This is a genomic window from Camelimonas sp. ID_303_24, from assembly GCF_053543495.1.
On record NZ_JBLLJM010000005.1, the window covers coordinates 407,423 to 424,617 of the forward strand.

Sequence of the window (17,195 nt, forward strand, 5' to 3'; positions counted from 1 at the left end):
CCTCAACCCATGACGTCCGGCGGCAGGCTCGCCAGCCATTCGGCTTCGCTCATCACCGCCACCCCCAGCTTCTGCGCCTCGGCCAGCTTGGAGCCGGCGCCCGGCCCGGCAACCACCAGATCCGTGCTGCGGCTCACCGAGCTGGCGACGCGGGCGCCAAGGCGCACGGCGGTGGCCTTGGCCTCGGAGCGGGTCATATGCTCCAGCGTTCCGGTGAACACGAGGGTCTTGCCGGCGATCGATGAACTGGCCGCGGCGGCGGCGATTTCCAGCGGCTTCGGCGCCACCTGGGTCAACAGGTCCCCGACAGCGGCGCGACTGTGTTCGTCGGAGAAGAAGTCGAGCAGCGCATCGAGCGCCACGGGACCCACGTCCTGCAATCCCGCCATCTCCAGCCAGGCGGCGCCGGGTTGATGCGCCGCCGCTTCCTGCAGCGCGGCGCGCAGCGCTTCGCCGTCGCCATATTCGGCCAGCATGGCCTCCACCGCCCGCTTGTTCAGCCCGGCCGCCTTCAGGCCGCCGGCCGGCGCGAGGCGCAGCGTTTCCATGGGCAGGCCGCCCTCCGCCGCCATCTGCAACAGCCGCTGCTGCGCGGTGGGGCCGACGCCCTCCACCGCCTGCAGCCGGTGCAGCGCCAGGCCAGGCCGGCCGGCGATGGCCTCATCAATGCGGGCGAGCAACGCAGCCATCGAACCATATTTGCGCGCCAGCGCCCGGCTGGTCGCCTCGCCGATGTGGCGGATGCCAAGGGCGAACAAAAAGCGGTCGAGCGGCGGCTGGCGCCGGGCGTCGATCGCCTCCAGCAATTTGTCGACGGATTTGTATTCGGGCGCGGTTTTCGCCTTGCGGGAGGCTGGCTTTTCCTCCTCCCCCGCATCGGCCTCATCGCCAGTCCGCTTCGCCGACAACTCCTGGCGGCGGCGGAATTCCGCCGCCTTCACCGCCTCGCCATCAAGCCGGAAAATATCCGCCGGGCTGTGGACCATGTCCTCATCGAACAGCATGTCGATCTGTTTGTCGCCGAGGCCGTCGATATCCATGGCGTTGCGCGAAACGAAGTGCTTCAGCCGCTCGCGCGCCTGGGCGGGGCAGATCAGGCCGCCGGCGCAGCGGCGCACCACGTCCTGTTTGCCGGTGCGCGGATTGATCTCCCGCACCGCGTGGCTGCCGCAGGCCGGGCAGTGGTCGGGGAACACAAACGGCTTTGCTCCATCGGGCCGCCTGTCCAGCACGACGCCGACCACTTGCGGAATCACGTCGCCAGCGCGCTGCACCTCCACCGTGTCGCCAATGCGCACATCCTTGCGGAGGATCTCGTCCTCATTGTGCAGGGTGGCGTTGGAAACCACGACGCCGCCCACCGTCACCGGCTGCAATTTCGCCACCGGCGTCAGCGCGCCGGTGCGGCCCACCTGGATATCGATATCGTGCAGCACCGTGGTCGCCCGTTCAGCCGGGAACTTGTGGGCGATGGCCCAACGCGGCGAACGCGCCACAAAACCGAGCCGGCGCTGCATGGCCAGATCGTTGACCTTGTAGACCACGCCGTCGATGTCATAGCCGAGCGTGGCGCGCTGCGCCTCAATGCTGCGGTAGTGCGCCAGCAGATCGGCGGCGCCATCACAGACCACGGTCAGCGGATTGGTGGGGAAGCCCCAGCGGGCGAACGCTCCGATCACGCCGATCTGCGTTTCCGCCGGGAGCGCGGACGTCTCGCCCCAGGCATAAGCGAAGAACGCCAGCGGCCGGCTGGCGGTGACGGCGGCGTCCTTCTGGCGCAGCGAGCCGGCGGCGGCGTTGCGCGGATTGGCGAACACGGGCTTGCCCGCCGCCTCCTGCCGCTGGTTCAGCGCCGCGAAATCGGCGTGGCGCATGTAGATTTCGCCGCGCACCTCAAACACCGCCGGCATGTCGTCCGCCACGATGCGCTGGGGAATGCCGGCGATGGTCCGCACATTGGCGGTGACGTCCTCGCCCTCCTCGCCATCGCCGCGCGTCGCGGCATTGACCAGTTCGCCCTGCTCGTAACGCAGGTTGATCGACAGGCCGTCGATCTTCGGTTCGGCGGTGATGGCCAGCGGCGCGTTGTCGTCAAGGCCGAGGAACCGCCGCACCCGGGCGACGAAATCCTCCACGTCGGCGTCGCTGAAGGCATTGCCCAGCGACAGCATGGGCGCGGCGTGTCGCACCTTGCTGAAGGTATCCGACGGCGCCGCGCCGACCTTGTCGGAGAGGCTGCCGGCGGTGCGCAGACCCGGAAAACGCGCCTCAATCGCCTCATAGCGGCGACGCAGGGCGTCATATGCGGCGTCAGAAATCTCGGGCGCGTCATTGCGGTAATACAGCGCGTCGTGACGGGCGATTTCCGCCCCCAGCGCCGCGTGCTCCTCGCCAGCGGCAATCAGGTCCAGCGCATCCACAGGCAGCGGTGTGGAGGGTCGCGCATCACTGGGGTGTCTGGCCATATCCGGTCCTGCCTCACGCAAACTGTCTGTGGCGCTCCAGCCGGCGGGCATACGGACCGGCAATCTCACGCCTTGTAACACACGCCCCGGCAGCCCATCCCGCATCCAAACCCGTCATGGCCGGGCTTGTCCCGGCCATCCACGAACACCGCCTTGACCGGGCGCGCCCCCCCGGGGCGTGGAGCACCAGGGCAAGCCTGGGCATGACGCTGCGGGAAACGCCGCCGGCAGACGCCCGTCCCCGCAAACAGCGCCCGCCGCCTCAAGCCAGAACACGCGCGACGCTTGCGTACAGCCTCAGCCCGCCCCGTCGAGCAGACGGGCGGCGGCGGCCCGGGCCTCTTCCGTGATGGTCGAACCGGCCAGCATGCGGGCGATCTCTTCCTGGCGGCGGCGCGCCTCCAGCGCCGCCACGCGGGTGGCGATCGCGCCGGATTTCGCCACCGGCTCTTTGGCGATCAGGTAATGATGCCCGGCGCGCGCCGCCACCTGCGGCGCGTGGGTGACGCAGATGACCTGAACCTTGCCGGCAAGCCGCGCCAGCCGCTGGCCGATGGCGTCGGCCACGGCGCCGCCGACGCCGGTGTCGATCTCGTCAAACACCAGGGTCGGAGCCGATCCCTTGTCGGCCAGCACCACCTTCAGCGCCAGCATGAACCGCGACAGCTCGCCGCCGGAGGCCACCTTCATCAGCGGCCCCGGTCGCGCGCCCGGGTTGGTCTGCACCACGAACGACACCCGGTCGAAGCCATCGGGTCCACGCGCGCCGGCGTCGCTTTCAACCTCGGTGATGAATTTGGCCCGCTCCAGCTTCAGCGGCGGCAATTCGGCGGACACCGCCCGGTCGAGCGCGGCGGCGGCCTTGCGGCGCCCGTCGGACAGCTTGCGGGCGGCGGCGACATAGTCGGCCTCGGCCTGGGCCACGGCGGCGCCAAGGGCATCCAGATGTTTCTCGCCAGCGTCAAGGTTGTCCAGCTCGGCCTCGAATCGCGCCAGCACGGCGGGCAGGTCATCCGCCGTCACATTGTATTTGCGGCCAGCGGCGCGCAGGGCAAACAGCCGCTCCTCGGCCTGCTCCAGCTCGCGCGGATCGAATTCAGCGTCAGCCAGGCTCTGCTCCAGCACGCCGGCTGCTTCCTCCAGCGCCACGAGCGCCGCATCGAGGGCGCGAATGCCCGGCTCGACGAGGTGCGGCGCCTGGTCGGCCCGCCGCTCCAGCCGCCGCATGGCGCCGGAGAGCGCCGGCACTGGCGAAGCGTGGCCGGCAAGCGCCTGATGCGCCTCATTCAGCTCGGCCACCACCTTTTCCGCCTGCATCATCGCCTGGCGACGGGCGGCCAGCTGCTCCTCTTCCCCCGTACCGGCTCCGAGTTTGCCCAGCTCCTCCACCGCATGGCGCAGGAAATCGGCCTCCTTGCGGGCGGCCTCAATGGCGGCAAGGCGGGCGGCGCGCTCATCCTCGGCGGCGCGCAACTGGCGGGCGGCGGCGGCGACGCGCGCGGCCTGTGCGGTCAGACCGCCAAAGACGTCGAGAATCACCCGGTGCGACGCGGGGTCCATCAACGCCCGGTCGTCGTGCTGGCCATGAATTTCGACGAGTTCCTGCCCAACGGCGCGCAACGCCTGCACGCTCACCGGCTGGTCATTGATGAACGCGCGCGTGCGCCCGTCCGCCATCTGCAGACGTCGCAGGATGAGATCACCGTCGACCTCCAGCTGCTGCGCCGCCGCAGCGGCGCGCGCCGGATGCGCGAGTGGCAGATCGAACGCAGCCGTCACCTGGCCCTGGGCCTGTCCGTGCCGGACGAGCCCACCGTCTCCCCGCCCGCCAAGGGCGAGCGAAAAGGCGTCAAGCAGAATGGACTTGCCGGCGCCCGTCTCACCCGTCAGCACGCTCAGACCCGATGTGAAGGTCAGGTCAAGCCGGTCGATCAGGACAATGTCTCGGACCGACAGCTGGGCGAGCATGATGCCTCAGTTCAGGCTGATGGCCTTGCCGAAAGCCTGGCTGATCCACGAGCCCTTGTCCTCGCGCGGCGCCAGGCCGCCCTTGGTCAGCAGGGCGTGGGCGTCCTTATACCACTGGCTGTCGGGGAAGTTGTGGCCAAGCACGGCGGCGGCGGTCTGCGCCTCGTTGACGATGCCCATGGCCATGTAGGCCTCGACCAGACGCTCAAGCGCCTCCTCGACGTGGCGGGTCGTCTGATAGCGGCTGATCACCACGCGGAAGCGGTTGATCGCGGCGCCATAGTTGCGGCGGTTCAGGTAGTAACGACCGACTTCCATTTCCTTGCCGGCGAGCTGGTCGCGGATGACCTGAATCTTCCACTTCGAATCCTTGACGTACTCGGAATTCGGATAACGGGTCACAAGGTCATTGAGGGCCTGGCCGGCCTTCTCGGCCTGCTCCTGGTCGCGCGACACGTCGGGCGCCATCGAGTAGTGCGACATGGCCAGCAGATACTGGGCGTAGGCCGCATCCTTGTCGGACGGGTACAGGGTGACGTAGCGCTTCGCCGAGCCGATGGCGTCGTCATAGGCGCCGCCTTCATAATTGGCGTAGGCCGACATCAGCAGCGCCTGCTTGGCGTAAGGCGAATGCGGATGGATCTTGATGACCTCATCGAATTTCTTCGCCGCGCCAACAAAATTGCCATTGGCCGCACGGGCAAGGCCGTCATTGTAAAGCTGGTCTGGCGGCGTATCGACCACCTTCTCCGGCTTGTACTTCTCGTCAGCGAACGGATTGAACTTGTCGAGACCCTCGCTGCAAGCGGCCAGACTTGTGACGGCGACGGCGGCGAGCAAGACCCGAGCGCTCACCATGGAAGCTGCCCTGAACGAATATCCGAGACGCATGCCGCGACGTTCCCTTCAGCCATTTTCCGCGCCGGCCTGGCGCGCCTGGCCCGGCGATCACAAGCCGGAGCCATCTGTTACCTGTACAACGCCCGCTGGGCGACATGGACATAGCCGCCTGGCTACGCTTTCTGCCAACGCTTTTATCCTGAACTCGCGGGCCGCGCCAACCCCGCGAACGGCTCGCCGTTGCGAATTAGCGCTGCGTGGCGCCGGCGCCGCGCCGCAGACTGACGCACCGGCAGGCCCCTCGCCGCCGCGCGCCGCGCACCGGCAACGCCCACCTGCAATAGCGCATCGGGCCAAACAAACGCCTGGCAAGCTTTCAGGCAGCCTGCCAGGCGTCGCAATCAAACCAGAAATACACAACGCCAGATGGGACAGGAGACCGGCAGCGACAACTCACCAACCCGGCCTGCCCCCAAAAAGCCCTTAGCTGACCGTCGGCGCGAAGGCGACGGCAGCAACAGCCGCTTCAGCGTGACCAACCTCGCGACGCGGCGCAACGTCGACAATCGCGTAATTGGCGCGATCAGCGAACAGGGCTTCCAGCATCATGAAGTTGAGGCGGTGGCCGCCGCAGAACGAATGATAGGAACCAAGGATCTGACCGCCGGCCAGCGACAAATCGCCGATGGCGTCGAGAATCTTGTGGCGGACAAACTCATCCGGCCAACGCGTGCCTTCCGGGTTCAGAACGCCGTCATCACCAAGCGCCACGGTGTTATCCAGCGAGGCGCCGCGGGCGAAACCAGCCTTCCACAGCGTTTCAACGTCGCGCATGAAGCCGAAGGTGCGGGCGCGGGAAATCTCGCGGCGGTACGCGGCCGGCGACAGGTCGAACACCATGCGCTGGCGGCCGATAACCGCCGTATCGAAATCGATCTCCACATCGAGACGGAAACCGCGCTCATACGGGCGCATCTCGGCGAAGGCGCGCCCCATCTCGACGCGCACCGGACGCAGCACGCGGATAACCTTACGGAAGGCTGCCTGTTCGACGATGCCAGCCTGCTCGATCGCATCGACATATTCGGCGGCGCTGCCATCGAGAATTGGAACCTCGGGGCCGTCGATCTCGATGCAGACGTTATCAACGCCAAGGCCGGCAAGCGCCGACATCACATGCTCGATGGTCGCGACGGACCCGGATTCTTCATCGCCGATCACGGTGCAGAGCGCGGTAGCGGAGACGGCCAGATGCCGGGCTTCGAGAAGGCGCTCATGGCCATTGGCCAGATTCGTGCGGAGGAAAGTCACGCCATTGTAGGCCGGGGCCGGATGAAGGGTCATCCGGACAGGCTGCCCGCCATGCACGCCGTTTCCGGTAATGACGATGGGGGAGCGAAGCGTGGTTTGCCGGCTGGCTTTCATCTGGCGTTCCTGACTGCCGGGCGCTGCGATCCGCGACGCCGGCGTCTGTCCGTTGCTGTCTGCCACCAGGGCGCCGTTAGGGCAGAAGCACTGCCGGAACCCTGTTTTCTGAGCAGGAACATAATCCGGCGACCCCCATCGGCCAAATCACGCTTTCTTACGTTCTGTTACGAAAAAATTCGGATGCGAACGACACCCAACCGATTGATTAACAAATGGTTTTCAAAACGCAACGACCCCGGCCGAAGCCAGGGCCGCAGCGATTGTTAACGGCCTTTTAAAGCCGCGCTCACGTCAGGTCAAATCAGTTCGCCTGACGACGCAGGAAGGCGGGAATCTCCAGCTGGTCATCCTCGAAGCCGCGACCCTGCGGCGCCGGAGCCGGCTGCTCGGGGCGATGCTGCGGCGCCGGAGCGGGACGGCGGCCGTACTCGGCGTGCACCGACGAGGGGTTCTCGGCAAGCGGCTGGCGCGGGGCCTGGGGAGCCGGCGCGGCGGCGTGCGGCGCGACGTGATGGGCTTCCTCGCGGCGGCCAAGACCGACGGAAGCGATGCGCTGCAGCAGCGACATGCGACGCGTCTCGTGCTCCGGCTCGTACTCGTGCTGGTTGGCGCGAAGCTGGTTCTGGGCCGGCAGCGGCAACTCATCGACGCGGGGCATGCGGGCGGGACGGACGACCCGTTCGGCCTGCGGCGGGATGAAGTGATTCTGGTGCAGCTCAGGCTCGGCGGCGTGCGGCTGCGCCATCTGCTGCGGAGCCTGGGGCTGGGCCATCTGCGGCTGCGCCAGCTGCGGCTGGGCCATCTGGGGCTGGGCCATCCTTGGCGCAGGCGCGGCCGGGCGAACCACCGGCGCGGGCTGCGGGGCCGGAGCGGCCATCACTGGCGCCTGGACAGGAGCCGGCGCGGGGGCGGCGGCAACTTCCGGGGCCGGAGCCACGGCTTCAACCGGCGCGACAGGGGCTGCGACCGGCGGCACCGGCGCGAAGGCGGCGGCGGCTTCAGAAACCGGGGCCGGCGCGGTGACCGTGGAGCGGATCGACGGCGGCGCCTGGTTGGCGCGCATGCGGGCTTCCGTGCGCAGACGCTCGGCGACCTCGGCGATCTTCTTCTCGGTGGCGACGATGTCGGCATCCTCGGAGATCGCCGCCGGCTCGATGCCGGTGGCCACGACGGAGACGCGGATCAGGCCTTCCATCGACTGGTCGAAGGTGGCGCCCAGGATGATGTTGGCTTCCGGATCGACTTCCTCGCGGATGCGGGTCGCCGCCTCGTCAACTTCATACAGGGTGAGATCGGGACCGCCGGTGATCGAGATCAGCAGGCCGCGCGCGCCCTTCATGGAGACGTCGTCGAGCAGCGGGTTGGCGATGGCGGCTTCAGCGGCGTTGATGGCGCGCTTGTCGCCAGAGGCCTCGCCGGTGCCCATCATCGCCTTGCCCATGCCGCGCATGATCGAGCGCACGTCGGCAAAGTCGAGATTGATCAGGCCCTCTTTCACCATCAGGTCGGTGATGCAGGCCACGCCGGAATACAGAACCTGGTCGGCCATCGCGAAAGCGTCAGCGAACGTGGTCTTTTCATTGGCCACGCGGAACAGGTTCTGGTTGGGGATAACGATCAGCGTGTCGACGGCCTGCTGCAGCTCGGCGATGCCGGCCTCGGCGACGCGCGTGCGGCGCGAACCCTCGAACTGGAAGGGCTTGGTGACGACGCCAACAGTCAGGATGCCCAGATCACGGGCGGCGCGGGCGATGACCGGAGCCGCGCCAGTGCCGGTGCCGCCGCCCATGCCGGCGGTGATGAACACCATGTGCGCGCCGGAAAGCTGGTCGCGGATTTCGTCGATCACTTCCTCGGCGGCGGCGCGGCCAACATCCGGCTGGGAGCCGGCGCCCAGCCCTTCGGTCGCCTGGATGCCCATCTGGATGATGCGTTCAGCCCGCGCCGACGCCAGCGCCTGGGCGTCGGTGTTGGCGCAAACGAACTCCACGCCCTCAAGGCCTGCTTCGATCATGTTGTTGACGGCGTTGCCGCCGGCCCCGCCGACGCCAAACACCGTGATGTGGGGCTTCAGTTCACGGATGTCCGGAACCTGCAGCTGGATCGCCATTTGAAATTGCCTCTTTCCAGAACGGCGCCGGCTGCGCGCCCCCTTCGGAATTTGAATGGTCTTCGGCCGCCGCACCGAAAACGCGGATTCATCCTGAGATCCCACACCGGGGGCGAATCAGCTGATTTGCCCACAAGTGTTTGATTTGATTATTTTTTCAATCGCGAAGCAGGATTGGTAACCATAATCATGCTTCAGAAACTCTCTTTGATCCACCGTCCTACGCGCGCAAAATAGTTATCCGAGCCCGTTCTCGCGTAACTGTGGCTGGCGCGCGGCTCGAAATGCTCGACATGCGCGACCTGGGGATAAACCAGTAGCCCAACTGCCGCAGCGAAAGCCGGGCCCTTGGCTGCTTCTGGCAAACCTTTCACGCCCAGTGGACGGCCGGTGCGCACCCGCGCCGGCGCGACGCCGGCCGAGAGGATCCGCCGGGCCGCATCGTGCATGCCATTCAGCTGGCTGGCGCCGCCGGTGAGCACGACGCGGCGCGAGGCTTCCGCCCCCAGCCCCGCGTGGCGCAGGCGGTCGCGCACCAGTTCGAGGATTTCCTCGACGCGCGGCTGGATAATCCGCGTCAGCTGCGACTTGGGCGCGTGGTTGGGAATGTCGCGTTCGAATTCATCCACCAGCGGCACGGCGATCAGTTCGCGCTCGTCCGCCGGGGTCATCACCGTGGAGCCGTACAGGGTCTTCAGGCGTTCGGCGGCGGCGATGCGGGTGGACAGGCCCCGCGCCACGTCCATGGTGACATGATGACCGCCGACCGCGATGGCGTCGGTGTGAACGATCGCCCCGCCGGCGAACACCGCGAAAGAGGTGGTGGAGCCGCCCATGTCGATGAGCGCCACGCCCATGTCCGCCTCGTCGTCGACCAGGCTGGAAAGCCCCGAGGCGTAAGGTGTGGAAACCACCGCCTCCACGTCGAGATGGCAGCGTTCAACCGCGAGCATCAGGTTGCGCGCGGCGGAGGCGTCCGCCGAAACGATATGCATGTTGACGCCGAGACGCTGGCCGAGCAGTCCGCCCGGATCAACAACGCCGCTTTGCCCGTCAACGGAGAAGCCCGTCGGCAGGGTGTGCAGCACGGCGCGCCCCTGGCGCATGCCCTGCTGGGCCGCCGCCGAGAGCGCCCGCTCCACGTCGCGCAGCCCCACCGAGCCCCCGCGCACGTCGACTTCAGCGCTCTGCTTCAGCGAACCGAGACGGCCGCCGGTGAGATTGACGATAACCGACTGCACCTCGACGCGGGCCATGCGCTCCGCGGCATCGACCGCGTGGCGGATCGACTGCTCGACCGCCTCGAGATTGACGACGGCGCCGCCCTTGAGGCCCGCCGACCGCGTATGGCCGATGCCAAGCACGCGGGCGATGTGGGTGCGGCCCGGCAGCGCCTCGCCGTCCGCCACCGGCTTCAGCTCGGCGATGATGCAGACGATCTTGGACGTGCCAACGTCCAGCACCGACAGGGTCATGCTGCGGCGCGCCGACAGCGGCTTCATCCGGGGGGTGATGATATGGTGGTTCACAGGACGACGCCCCCCTTCTGTTTCGCCTTGTTCTTCAGCATCTCCGCCCTGGCGGCGGCAGCTTCCACGCTCTGGCGGGCAACGACGCGATCAGGAACGCGCAGGTCCACCAGCAGGACATCCTTTTCCAGTATCCGGCTTTCGCGCTCCAGCACCGCCAGGCGGGCCAGCGCCTCGCGGGCGGCCTCCGCCGACGGCAGCTTCACCCGCACGCGGTTGTCCATGGTCAGGGTCCAGTTCTCGCCGGCTTCCAGCGAACCGGCGCGGATGCGTGCGCGCAGCGGCCCCGCGGCATCGAGCAGCGCGGCGTATTCACCGGCGCGCAGATTGGCGCCCTCGCCCACCACGAACGGCAGACGCGCGAAGCGCATGTCGGTGACGCGATCGATCGGCGTGCCGTCGGCCGCGACCACAAACAGTTCGCCGTTCTTCTGCCAAAGGGCGGCGGGCTTGCGTTCGGTTATGGTGATTGACAGCTCGTCCGGGTACAGCTTGCGCACCGCCGCCTCTTTCACGAGCGGCAGCTTTTCCAGCGCCTCGCGCACGGCGGTCACGTCGAGAAACAGCAACGAGGACCGGTCGGTGACGCCGGCGGCCTTCAGCGCCTCTTCCTGATGCAGCTCCACCAGACCCGAAATCTGCACCCGGTCGACGCCAAGGCCGACGGCGCGGGCAATGGCGTCGCGCGGTTCGCCCCAGGCCTCGTGGAAGGCGACGTCATGGCCGCCCATGTAATAGCCGCCAACGCCGACCAGCGTCATGAAACTGGCCAGCAGCATCGTGCCGGCGAAACGGGGGATGCGGGCGCCGAGCGGCTTCGAAACGCCGCGGCGCGTCATTTTGCGCAGGAATGGCAGGCGGTTGCGACGCAGGCCCGACAGCGCGTCGAGGTCGACCGGAACCGTGCGGCCGTCGTGGCTCACCGCCATCGCCGACATGCCGGCGCCGGGCAATCCCGACGTTACCGATCGCAGGAGGCGTCCTCCACCATCCATCGCATCAACTCACCGAAAGAGAACCCGGCGTAAGCCGCCATCTCGGGCACAAGGGACGTCTCGGTCATGCCTGGTTGCGTATTGACTTCCAGGCAGATCAGATCCCCGGTTCCACCGGGCGTATCGTCCCACCGGAAGTCCGCGCGGCTTACGCCGCGGCAGCCGAGCGCCTGATGCGCCCTGAGGGACAACTCTTGTACAAGACGGTAAATATTTGGTTTAACGTCCGCCGGCAGGATGTGGGTGGAGCCGCCTTTGGCGTATTTTGACTCATAATCGTAGAACGCCTGGCCGCTGGTGCGGATGTCGATGACGTCGAGCGCCCGGTCGCCCATCACGGCGCAGGTAAGCTCCCGTCCCGCCACATATTTTTCCACCATCACCCGCTCGCCATAAGGCCAGTCCGGCCGCAGCAGTTCCTGGGACGTATGCGACTGCCCTTCCTGCACGATGATCACGCCGAACGACGAGCCTTCCGCCACCGGCTTCACCACATAGGGCGGCGGCAGGATGTGACCGGCGGCCGCCTCCTGGCGGCTCACCACCCGGTCTTCCGCCACTGGAATCCCGGCGGCGGCCATCACCGTCTTCGCCCTTCCCTTGTCCATGGCCAGGGCCGAGGCCAGCACGCCGGAATGGGTGTAGGGAATGCGCAGGGTCTCCAGCACGCCCTGGATGACGCCGTCCTCGCCGCCGCGCCCGTGCAGGGCGTTCAGCGCCACGTCCGGCTTCAGATCAGCCAGCCGGGCGGCGACGTCATGGTCCACGTCGACGCAGGTGACGCGGAACCCCTCGCCCTCGAGCGCCGCCGCGCAGGCCGCGCCCGAACGCAGCGACACCGGGCGCTCAGCCGCCCAGCCGCCCATCAGAACCGCCACATGCCTCGTGTCGCGCGCTGTCATGTTCATGTTCCTTCCGGACGCCGCGGCGTCCTGTCGCCAGAACGGCGCCTGAGCTTGCAGGGCGCCGATGCACCGGCATCGTCGCGCCCTGGCGTGAATGGAATCGCAGGGGCATCTTCAGGAAAGGGGCTTCGCTTTCCGTAAAGACGCCGCACAGTTTCGAAATAAGGCAGCGCCCTCCTCAGGCGCCTGGCGCCTGCTGGCCAGGCGCAAGCGGCCGGCCGACGCGGCGGATTTCCCACGCCAGCTGGACGCCGGAAGTCTCCAGCACGCGCCGGCGCACCTCCTCCCCCAGTTCCTCGATGTCCGCCGCGCTGGCGCCGCCGTGATTGATGAGGAAATTGCAGTGCAGCTCTGACACCTGGGCGGCGCCGCGCCGCAGGCCGCGGCAGCCGGCGGCGTCCACCAGTTCCCAGGCCTTGCGACCGGGCGGGTTTTTGAAGGTCGAGCCGCCGGTGCGGGTGTTCACCGGCTGCGAGGCGCTGCGCGCGTCAGTGATGGCGGCCATCTCCCGGGCGATCTCCGCCGGGTCGCCAGGGCGCCCCTGGAACAGGGCCTGGGTGAAGATCACATTTTCGGCAACATCGCTGTGGCGGTAGGAAAACCCCATGTCGGCATGGCTGAACACCCGCCGCGCGCCGCTGCGGTCGACGCCGCGCGCTTCCACCAGCACGTCGGAGGTTTCGCCGCCATAGGCGCCGCCATTCATCCGCAGCACGCCGCCGATGGCGCCAGGGATGCCGCGCATGAAACTGAGGCCGGCGATCCCGGCTTTGGCCGCGACATTCGCCACCTTGACGTCGGGCGCGCCGGCGCCGGCGCTGACGCGATGTCCGTCCAGCGCCGCGATGGCGGCGAATGGCCGGCCGAGGCGGATGACGACGCCAGCGAAACCGCCGTCGCGCACCAGCAGGTTGGAGCCGAGACCGACCGTCAGCACCGGAACCTGCGCTGGAAGCTGGCGCAGGAAACTGGACAGATCATCCTCGTCCGCCGGCGTGAACAGCACGTCGGCTGGTCCGCCAGCGCGGAACCACGACAGCGGCGCCATCGGCGCGTTCGCTTCCAGGTCGCCGCGAATGTCGTCAAGGCCGGCGACGATATCCGCGACCGGATTGCCGCTGATGGCGTTCATTGCCTTCTCCTGGCGGATTTTCGGGAAAAGCGGCCGCCGCTTTTCGTGCAGGGATGAACCGATTCAGGCTTCAGCCGGCTTCGCCCAGTTGTTCCGGCAAGGCATAGGCCCACTGGCTGATGCTGCCGGCGCCGAGGCACACCACATAGTCGCCAGGCTTCGCCAGCTCCTTCACCACGCCGGCCAGTTCTTCCGGCCCGGCAATGGCGACGACCTTGCGGTGGCCGCGCGCTTTCAGACCATCGACCAGGTCCTGCTGCCCGGCGCCTGGAATCGGCTGCTCGCCCGCCGCATAAACCGGCGCGACCACCACGGCGTCGGCGTCGTTGAAGCAGGTGCAAAAATCGTTGAACAGCGCCGACAGGCGCGTATAGCGGTGCGGCTGCACCACGGCGAGCACCTGCCCGTCGGTGGAGGCGCGGGCAGCGCGCAGCACGGCGGCGATCTCGACCGGGTGGTGGCCGTAATCGTCGAACACGGTGACGCCGTTCCACTCGCCGGTGCGGGTGAAGCGCCGCTTGACGCCGCCGAAGCCGGCGAGGCCCTTGCGGATCATGTCCGGCGTCACGCCCAGCTCCAGCGCCACGGCAATGGCGGCGGTGGCGTTGAGGGCGTTGTGCAGGCCCGGCATCGGCATTTCCAGATCCGGGATGAGCATTTCCTCCCCGCCCTTGGGGCCGCGCACCTGCACCGAGAAGCGGCAGCGGCCGCCGCGCAGATCCACGTCGATCAGCCGCACGTCTGCCTGCGGGTTCTCGCCATAGGTGATGACGCGGCGATCGAGCGCGTGGCCAACCAGATCCTGCACCGCCGGATGGTCGATGCACATCACGCCGAAGCCATAGAACGGCAGATTGTCGATGAACGAGCGGAACGCCTGCTTCACCGCGTCATAGGTCTTGAAGTGGTCGAGGTGCTCCGGGTCGATATTGGTGACCACGGCGACGTCGGCCGGCAGCTTGAGGAAGGTGCCGTCGGACTCGTCGGCCTCCACCACCATCCAGTCGCCGGCGCCGAGCCTGGCGTTGGTGCCATAGGCGTTGATGATGCCGCCATTGATGACCGTCGGATCGAAATTGGCGGCGTCGAGCAGCGTCGCCACCAGCGAGGTGGTGGTGGTCTTGCCATGGGTGCCGGCGATGGCGACGCAGGTCTTCAGCCGCATCAACTCGGCCAGCATCTCGGCCCGGCGCACCACGGGAATGCGCGCCTCGCGCGCCGCCTTCAGCTCGGGATTGTCCGGCTTGATGGCGGTCGAGATCACCACCACCCCGGCGTCGCCCACATGGGCCGCGTCATGGCCAACGAAGGTGCGCACGCCGAGGCCGGCGAGCCGCTTCACATTGGCGTTCTCGCTGGCGTCCGAGCCCTGCACGCGATAGCCGAGATTGTGCAGCACTTCAGCAATGCCGGACATGCCGATGCCGCCGATGCCGATGAAGTGGATGGGGCCGATCTCGCGCGGCAGTTTCATCAGTGCTCTCCAGTCCGGATCCGGCGCGCAAACAGCGGCGCCCATCCTGCCAATTGTTATGTAGCGGCGCTTCAGGACGCCGTAAGTCCGCCAACCTGCATCACCAGGTCGGCCAGGCGGCTGGCCGCGTCGGGAATGCCGGCGCTGCGGGCCGCCGCCGCCGCCGCCGTCAGCAGCGCCGGATCGGCCAGCCGGGCGGCGATCTCGTCGTGCAGACGCGTGGCGGTGAATTCGGGCTGGGGTATGACCGCGGCGGCGCCAATGGCCGACAGGGTGGCGGCGTTGGCGGCCTGGTCCTGGTCCAGCGAGCCAGGCAGCGGCACGAGGATCGACGGGCGGCCGATCACCGCCAGCTCCGCCACCGTGGAGGCGCCGGAGCGCGCCACCACCAGATGGCTGGCGGCGATCCGCGCCGGCAGATCGCTGAAGAACGGCTCCACCGTGGCCGCGACGTTCATTTCGGCATAGCGGGCGCGCACGCGCTCCAGGTCCTCCGGACGCGCCTGCTGGATGACATGCAGCCGCGCCCGCTGCGCTGGCGACAGCAGCGCCACGGCCGCCGGAACGATATCGCTCATCACCCGGGCGCCCTGGCTGCCGCCAAAGGCCAGGAGTTGCAGGGTTCCGCCGGCGGCGAAGGCCGGCATCGGCGTTTTCGCCGCCTCCAGCACCGCCGGCCGCACCGGATTGCCCACATGATGCATCCGCCCGCGCAGGGCCTCCGGCACGCCGCCGACATCCGCGAAGCCGGTGGCCAGGGCCGTCACATGGCCGGCGAGGAATTTGTTGGCGCGCCCCAGCACGGCGTTCTGTTCATGAATGATGCTGCGGGCGCCCGCCGAGGCCGCCGCCACCAGCGGCGGCACGCTGGGATAACCGCCGAAGCCGACCACCACGGCCGGCCGCAATTCCTTGCGCATCAGCCCGCGCGCCCGCCAGAAGCCGCGCGCCAGGGTCAGCGCCGCTTTGGCCATCACGGGCAGGGACTTGCGCGAGGGGGTGGCGGAAGGGATCTCATAGATCTTTTCCGCCGGAAACTCCGCCACATGGCCGGTGACGCGGCTGTCCGTGGCCAGCGCCACGCGCAGGCCGCGCGCGTTCAGCTCGCGGGCCAGCGCCTCGGCGGGGAACAGGTGGCCGCCGGTGCCGCCGGCGGCGAGAAGGATAACGGGACGGGCGCTCATGTCAGGCGTCACTGCGATGGAGGGGGGAAATCCGGTCATACAACGGCGCCGTCGGGCGCTTGCGGGTGACGGCGATGAGGAAGCCCATGCCGAGCGCCAGCGAAATCAGCGACGAGCCGCCATAGCTGATGAATGGCAGGGTCATGCCCTTCGCCGGCATCAGATGCACGTTCACCGCCATGTTGATGCAGGCCTGGATGCCGAACAGCAGCACCAGGCCGGTGGCGGCGAAACGGCAGAACGGGTCTTCAAGCCGGCGCGCCAGCACCAGGCCGCGCAGTACGATCAGCATGAACAGCAGCACCAGCGCGATGCAGGCGATGACGCCCAGTTCCTCGCCGGTGACGGCGAAAATGAAGTCGGTGTGCGCGTCGGGCAGGATGCGCTTCACCGTGCCCTCGCCCGGCCCCTTGCCCAGCCAGCCGCCCTGGTAGAACGATTCCAGCGCCGTATCCACCTGGAAGGTGTCGCCGGACGACTTGTCCATGAAGCGTTCAACGCGGGCGCGCACGTGCGGCACGAAGGTGTAGGCGACGATGATGCCGACGCCGCCGACGCCGGCGAGACCGATCATCCACATCATGTGCAGGCCGGCGACAAAGAACAGCCCGGCCCAGACAATGGTGATCAGCATGGTCTGGCCGAAGTCCGGCTGCAGGATCAGCGGGATGATCGTCGCGGGCAGGATCAGGATGGCCAGCAGCGTGCCAGGGACGTCGCGCCGGTGCGAGCCTTCCGAAAACGCCCAGGCGGCGAGGATGACGAAGGCCGGCTTGACGAACTCTGATGGCTGCAAGGTCACGCTGCCGATATTCAGCCAGCGGTGCGCGCCCTTCACTTCCGGTCCGAATTCCAGCGCCGCGAACACCAGCAGCATCGCCGCCAGATAGATGAACAGGGCGAGGCGCCGCACGTGGCGCGGCGACAGGAACGAGGTAGCCACCAGCACGATCAGCGCCGGCGCCAGGAAGAACACCTGGCGATTGACGAAGTGGAAGGTGCTGAGCCCGAGGCGCTCGGCCACCGGCGGGCCGCCGGCCATCAGCAGCACCAGGCCGCTGACCATGACGGCTCCGAGAGCGACCAGCAGAACCCGGTCGACGGTCCACCACCACTGCCCCAGATAGGTGCGTTCGGCGCGCGACGCCATGGACGTGTCTTTCTG

The 17,195-nt window shown here is 67.9% G+C and carries 12 protein-coding genes; all 12 read right to left on the reverse strand.

Annotation, left to right across the window (positions count from 1 at the left end):
• Positions 1 to 2: 2 nt before the first annotated feature.
• The 12 genes from ligA to ftsW all read right to left on the reverse strand — a co-directional run bounded on the left by ligA (position 3) and on the right by ftsW (position 17,180).
• Complete coding sequence (gene ligA / locus ACERNI_RS07455) at positions 3 to 2,465, reverse strand: NAD-dependent DNA ligase LigA (RefSeq protein ID WP_448832637.1); 2,463 nt, start codon at positions 2,463 to 2,465, stop codon at positions 3 to 5.
• A 297-nt stretch (positions 2,466 to 2,762) separates the two neighbouring features.
• Positions 2,763 to 4,433, reverse strand: a complete 1,671-nt coding sequence (gene recN / locus ACERNI_RS07460) for a DNA repair protein RecN (RefSeq protein ID WP_448832638.1) — start codon at positions 4,431 to 4,433, stop codon at positions 2,763 to 2,765.
• Positions 4,434 to 4,439: 6 nt separating this feature from the next.
• Positions 4,440 to 5,291, reverse strand: a complete 852-nt coding sequence (locus ACERNI_RS07465) for an outer membrane protein assembly factor BamD (RefSeq protein ID WP_448832639.1) — start codon at positions 5,289 to 5,291, stop codon at positions 4,440 to 4,442.
• Between the two features lie 465 nt (positions 5,292 to 5,756).
• On the reverse strand, positions 5,757 to 6,698 hold the full coding sequence (lpxC, locus tag ACERNI_RS07470; protein WP_448832640.1) for a UDP-3-O-acyl-N-acetylglucosamine deacetylase: 942 nt from the start codon (positions 6,696 to 6,698) through the stop codon (positions 5,757 to 5,759).
• A 304-nt stretch (positions 6,699 to 7,002) separates the two neighbouring features.
• Positions 7,003 to 8,811 (reverse strand): cell division protein FtsZ, encoded by a 1,809-nt coding sequence (gene ftsZ / locus ACERNI_RS07475; RefSeq protein WP_448832641.1) that lies wholly within the window; start codon positions 8,809 to 8,811, stop codon positions 7,003 to 7,005.
• 194 nt (positions 8,812 to 9,005) lie between these two features.
• Entirely contained in the window at positions 9,006 to 10,313 is a 1,308-nt protein-coding gene (ftsA, locus tag ACERNI_RS07480) for a cell division protein FtsA (protein WP_448832841.1), read from the reverse strand.
• Positions 10,314 to 10,336: 23 nt separating this feature from the next.
• Positions 10,337 to 11,278 (reverse strand): cell division protein FtsQ/DivIB, encoded by a 942-nt coding sequence (locus ACERNI_RS07485; protein ID WP_448832642.1) that lies wholly within the window; start codon positions 11,276 to 11,278, stop codon positions 10,337 to 10,339.
• Between the two features lie 23 nt (positions 11,279 to 11,301).
• Positions 11,302 to 12,237 carry a D-alanine--D-alanine ligase gene (locus ACERNI_RS07490; protein WP_448832643.1) on the reverse strand — a complete coding sequence of 312 codons (936 nt, stop codon included), beginning with the start codon at positions 12,235 to 12,237 and terminating at the stop codon, positions 11,302 to 11,304.
• Between the two features lie 181 nt (positions 12,238 to 12,418).
• Positions 12,419 to 13,372 carry a UDP-N-acetylmuramate dehydrogenase gene (gene murB, locus ACERNI_RS07495; protein WP_448832644.1) on the reverse strand — a complete coding sequence of 318 codons (954 nt, stop codon included), beginning with the start codon at positions 13,370 to 13,372 and terminating at the stop codon, positions 12,419 to 12,421.
• A 70-nt stretch (positions 13,373 to 13,442) separates the two neighbouring features.
• Complete coding sequence (murC, locus tag ACERNI_RS07500) at positions 13,443 to 14,846, reverse strand: UDP-N-acetylmuramate--L-alanine ligase (protein WP_448832645.1); 1,404 nt, start codon at positions 14,844 to 14,846, stop codon at positions 13,443 to 13,445.
• Positions 14,847 to 14,917: 71 nt separating this feature from the next.
• A complete protein-coding gene (gene murG / locus ACERNI_RS07505) occupies positions 14,918 to 16,030 on the reverse strand; it encodes an undecaprenyldiphospho-muramoylpentapeptide beta-N-acetylglucosaminyltransferase (protein ID WP_448832842.1) in 1,113 nt (370 codons plus the stop codon).
• A gap of 1 nt (position 16,031) precedes the next feature.
• Positions 16,032 to 17,180, reverse strand: a complete 1,149-nt coding sequence (gene ftsW / locus ACERNI_RS07510) for a putative lipid II flippase FtsW (RefSeq protein ID WP_448832646.1) — start codon at positions 17,178 to 17,180, stop codon at positions 16,032 to 16,034.
• Positions 17,181 to 17,195 lie beyond the last annotated feature (15 nt).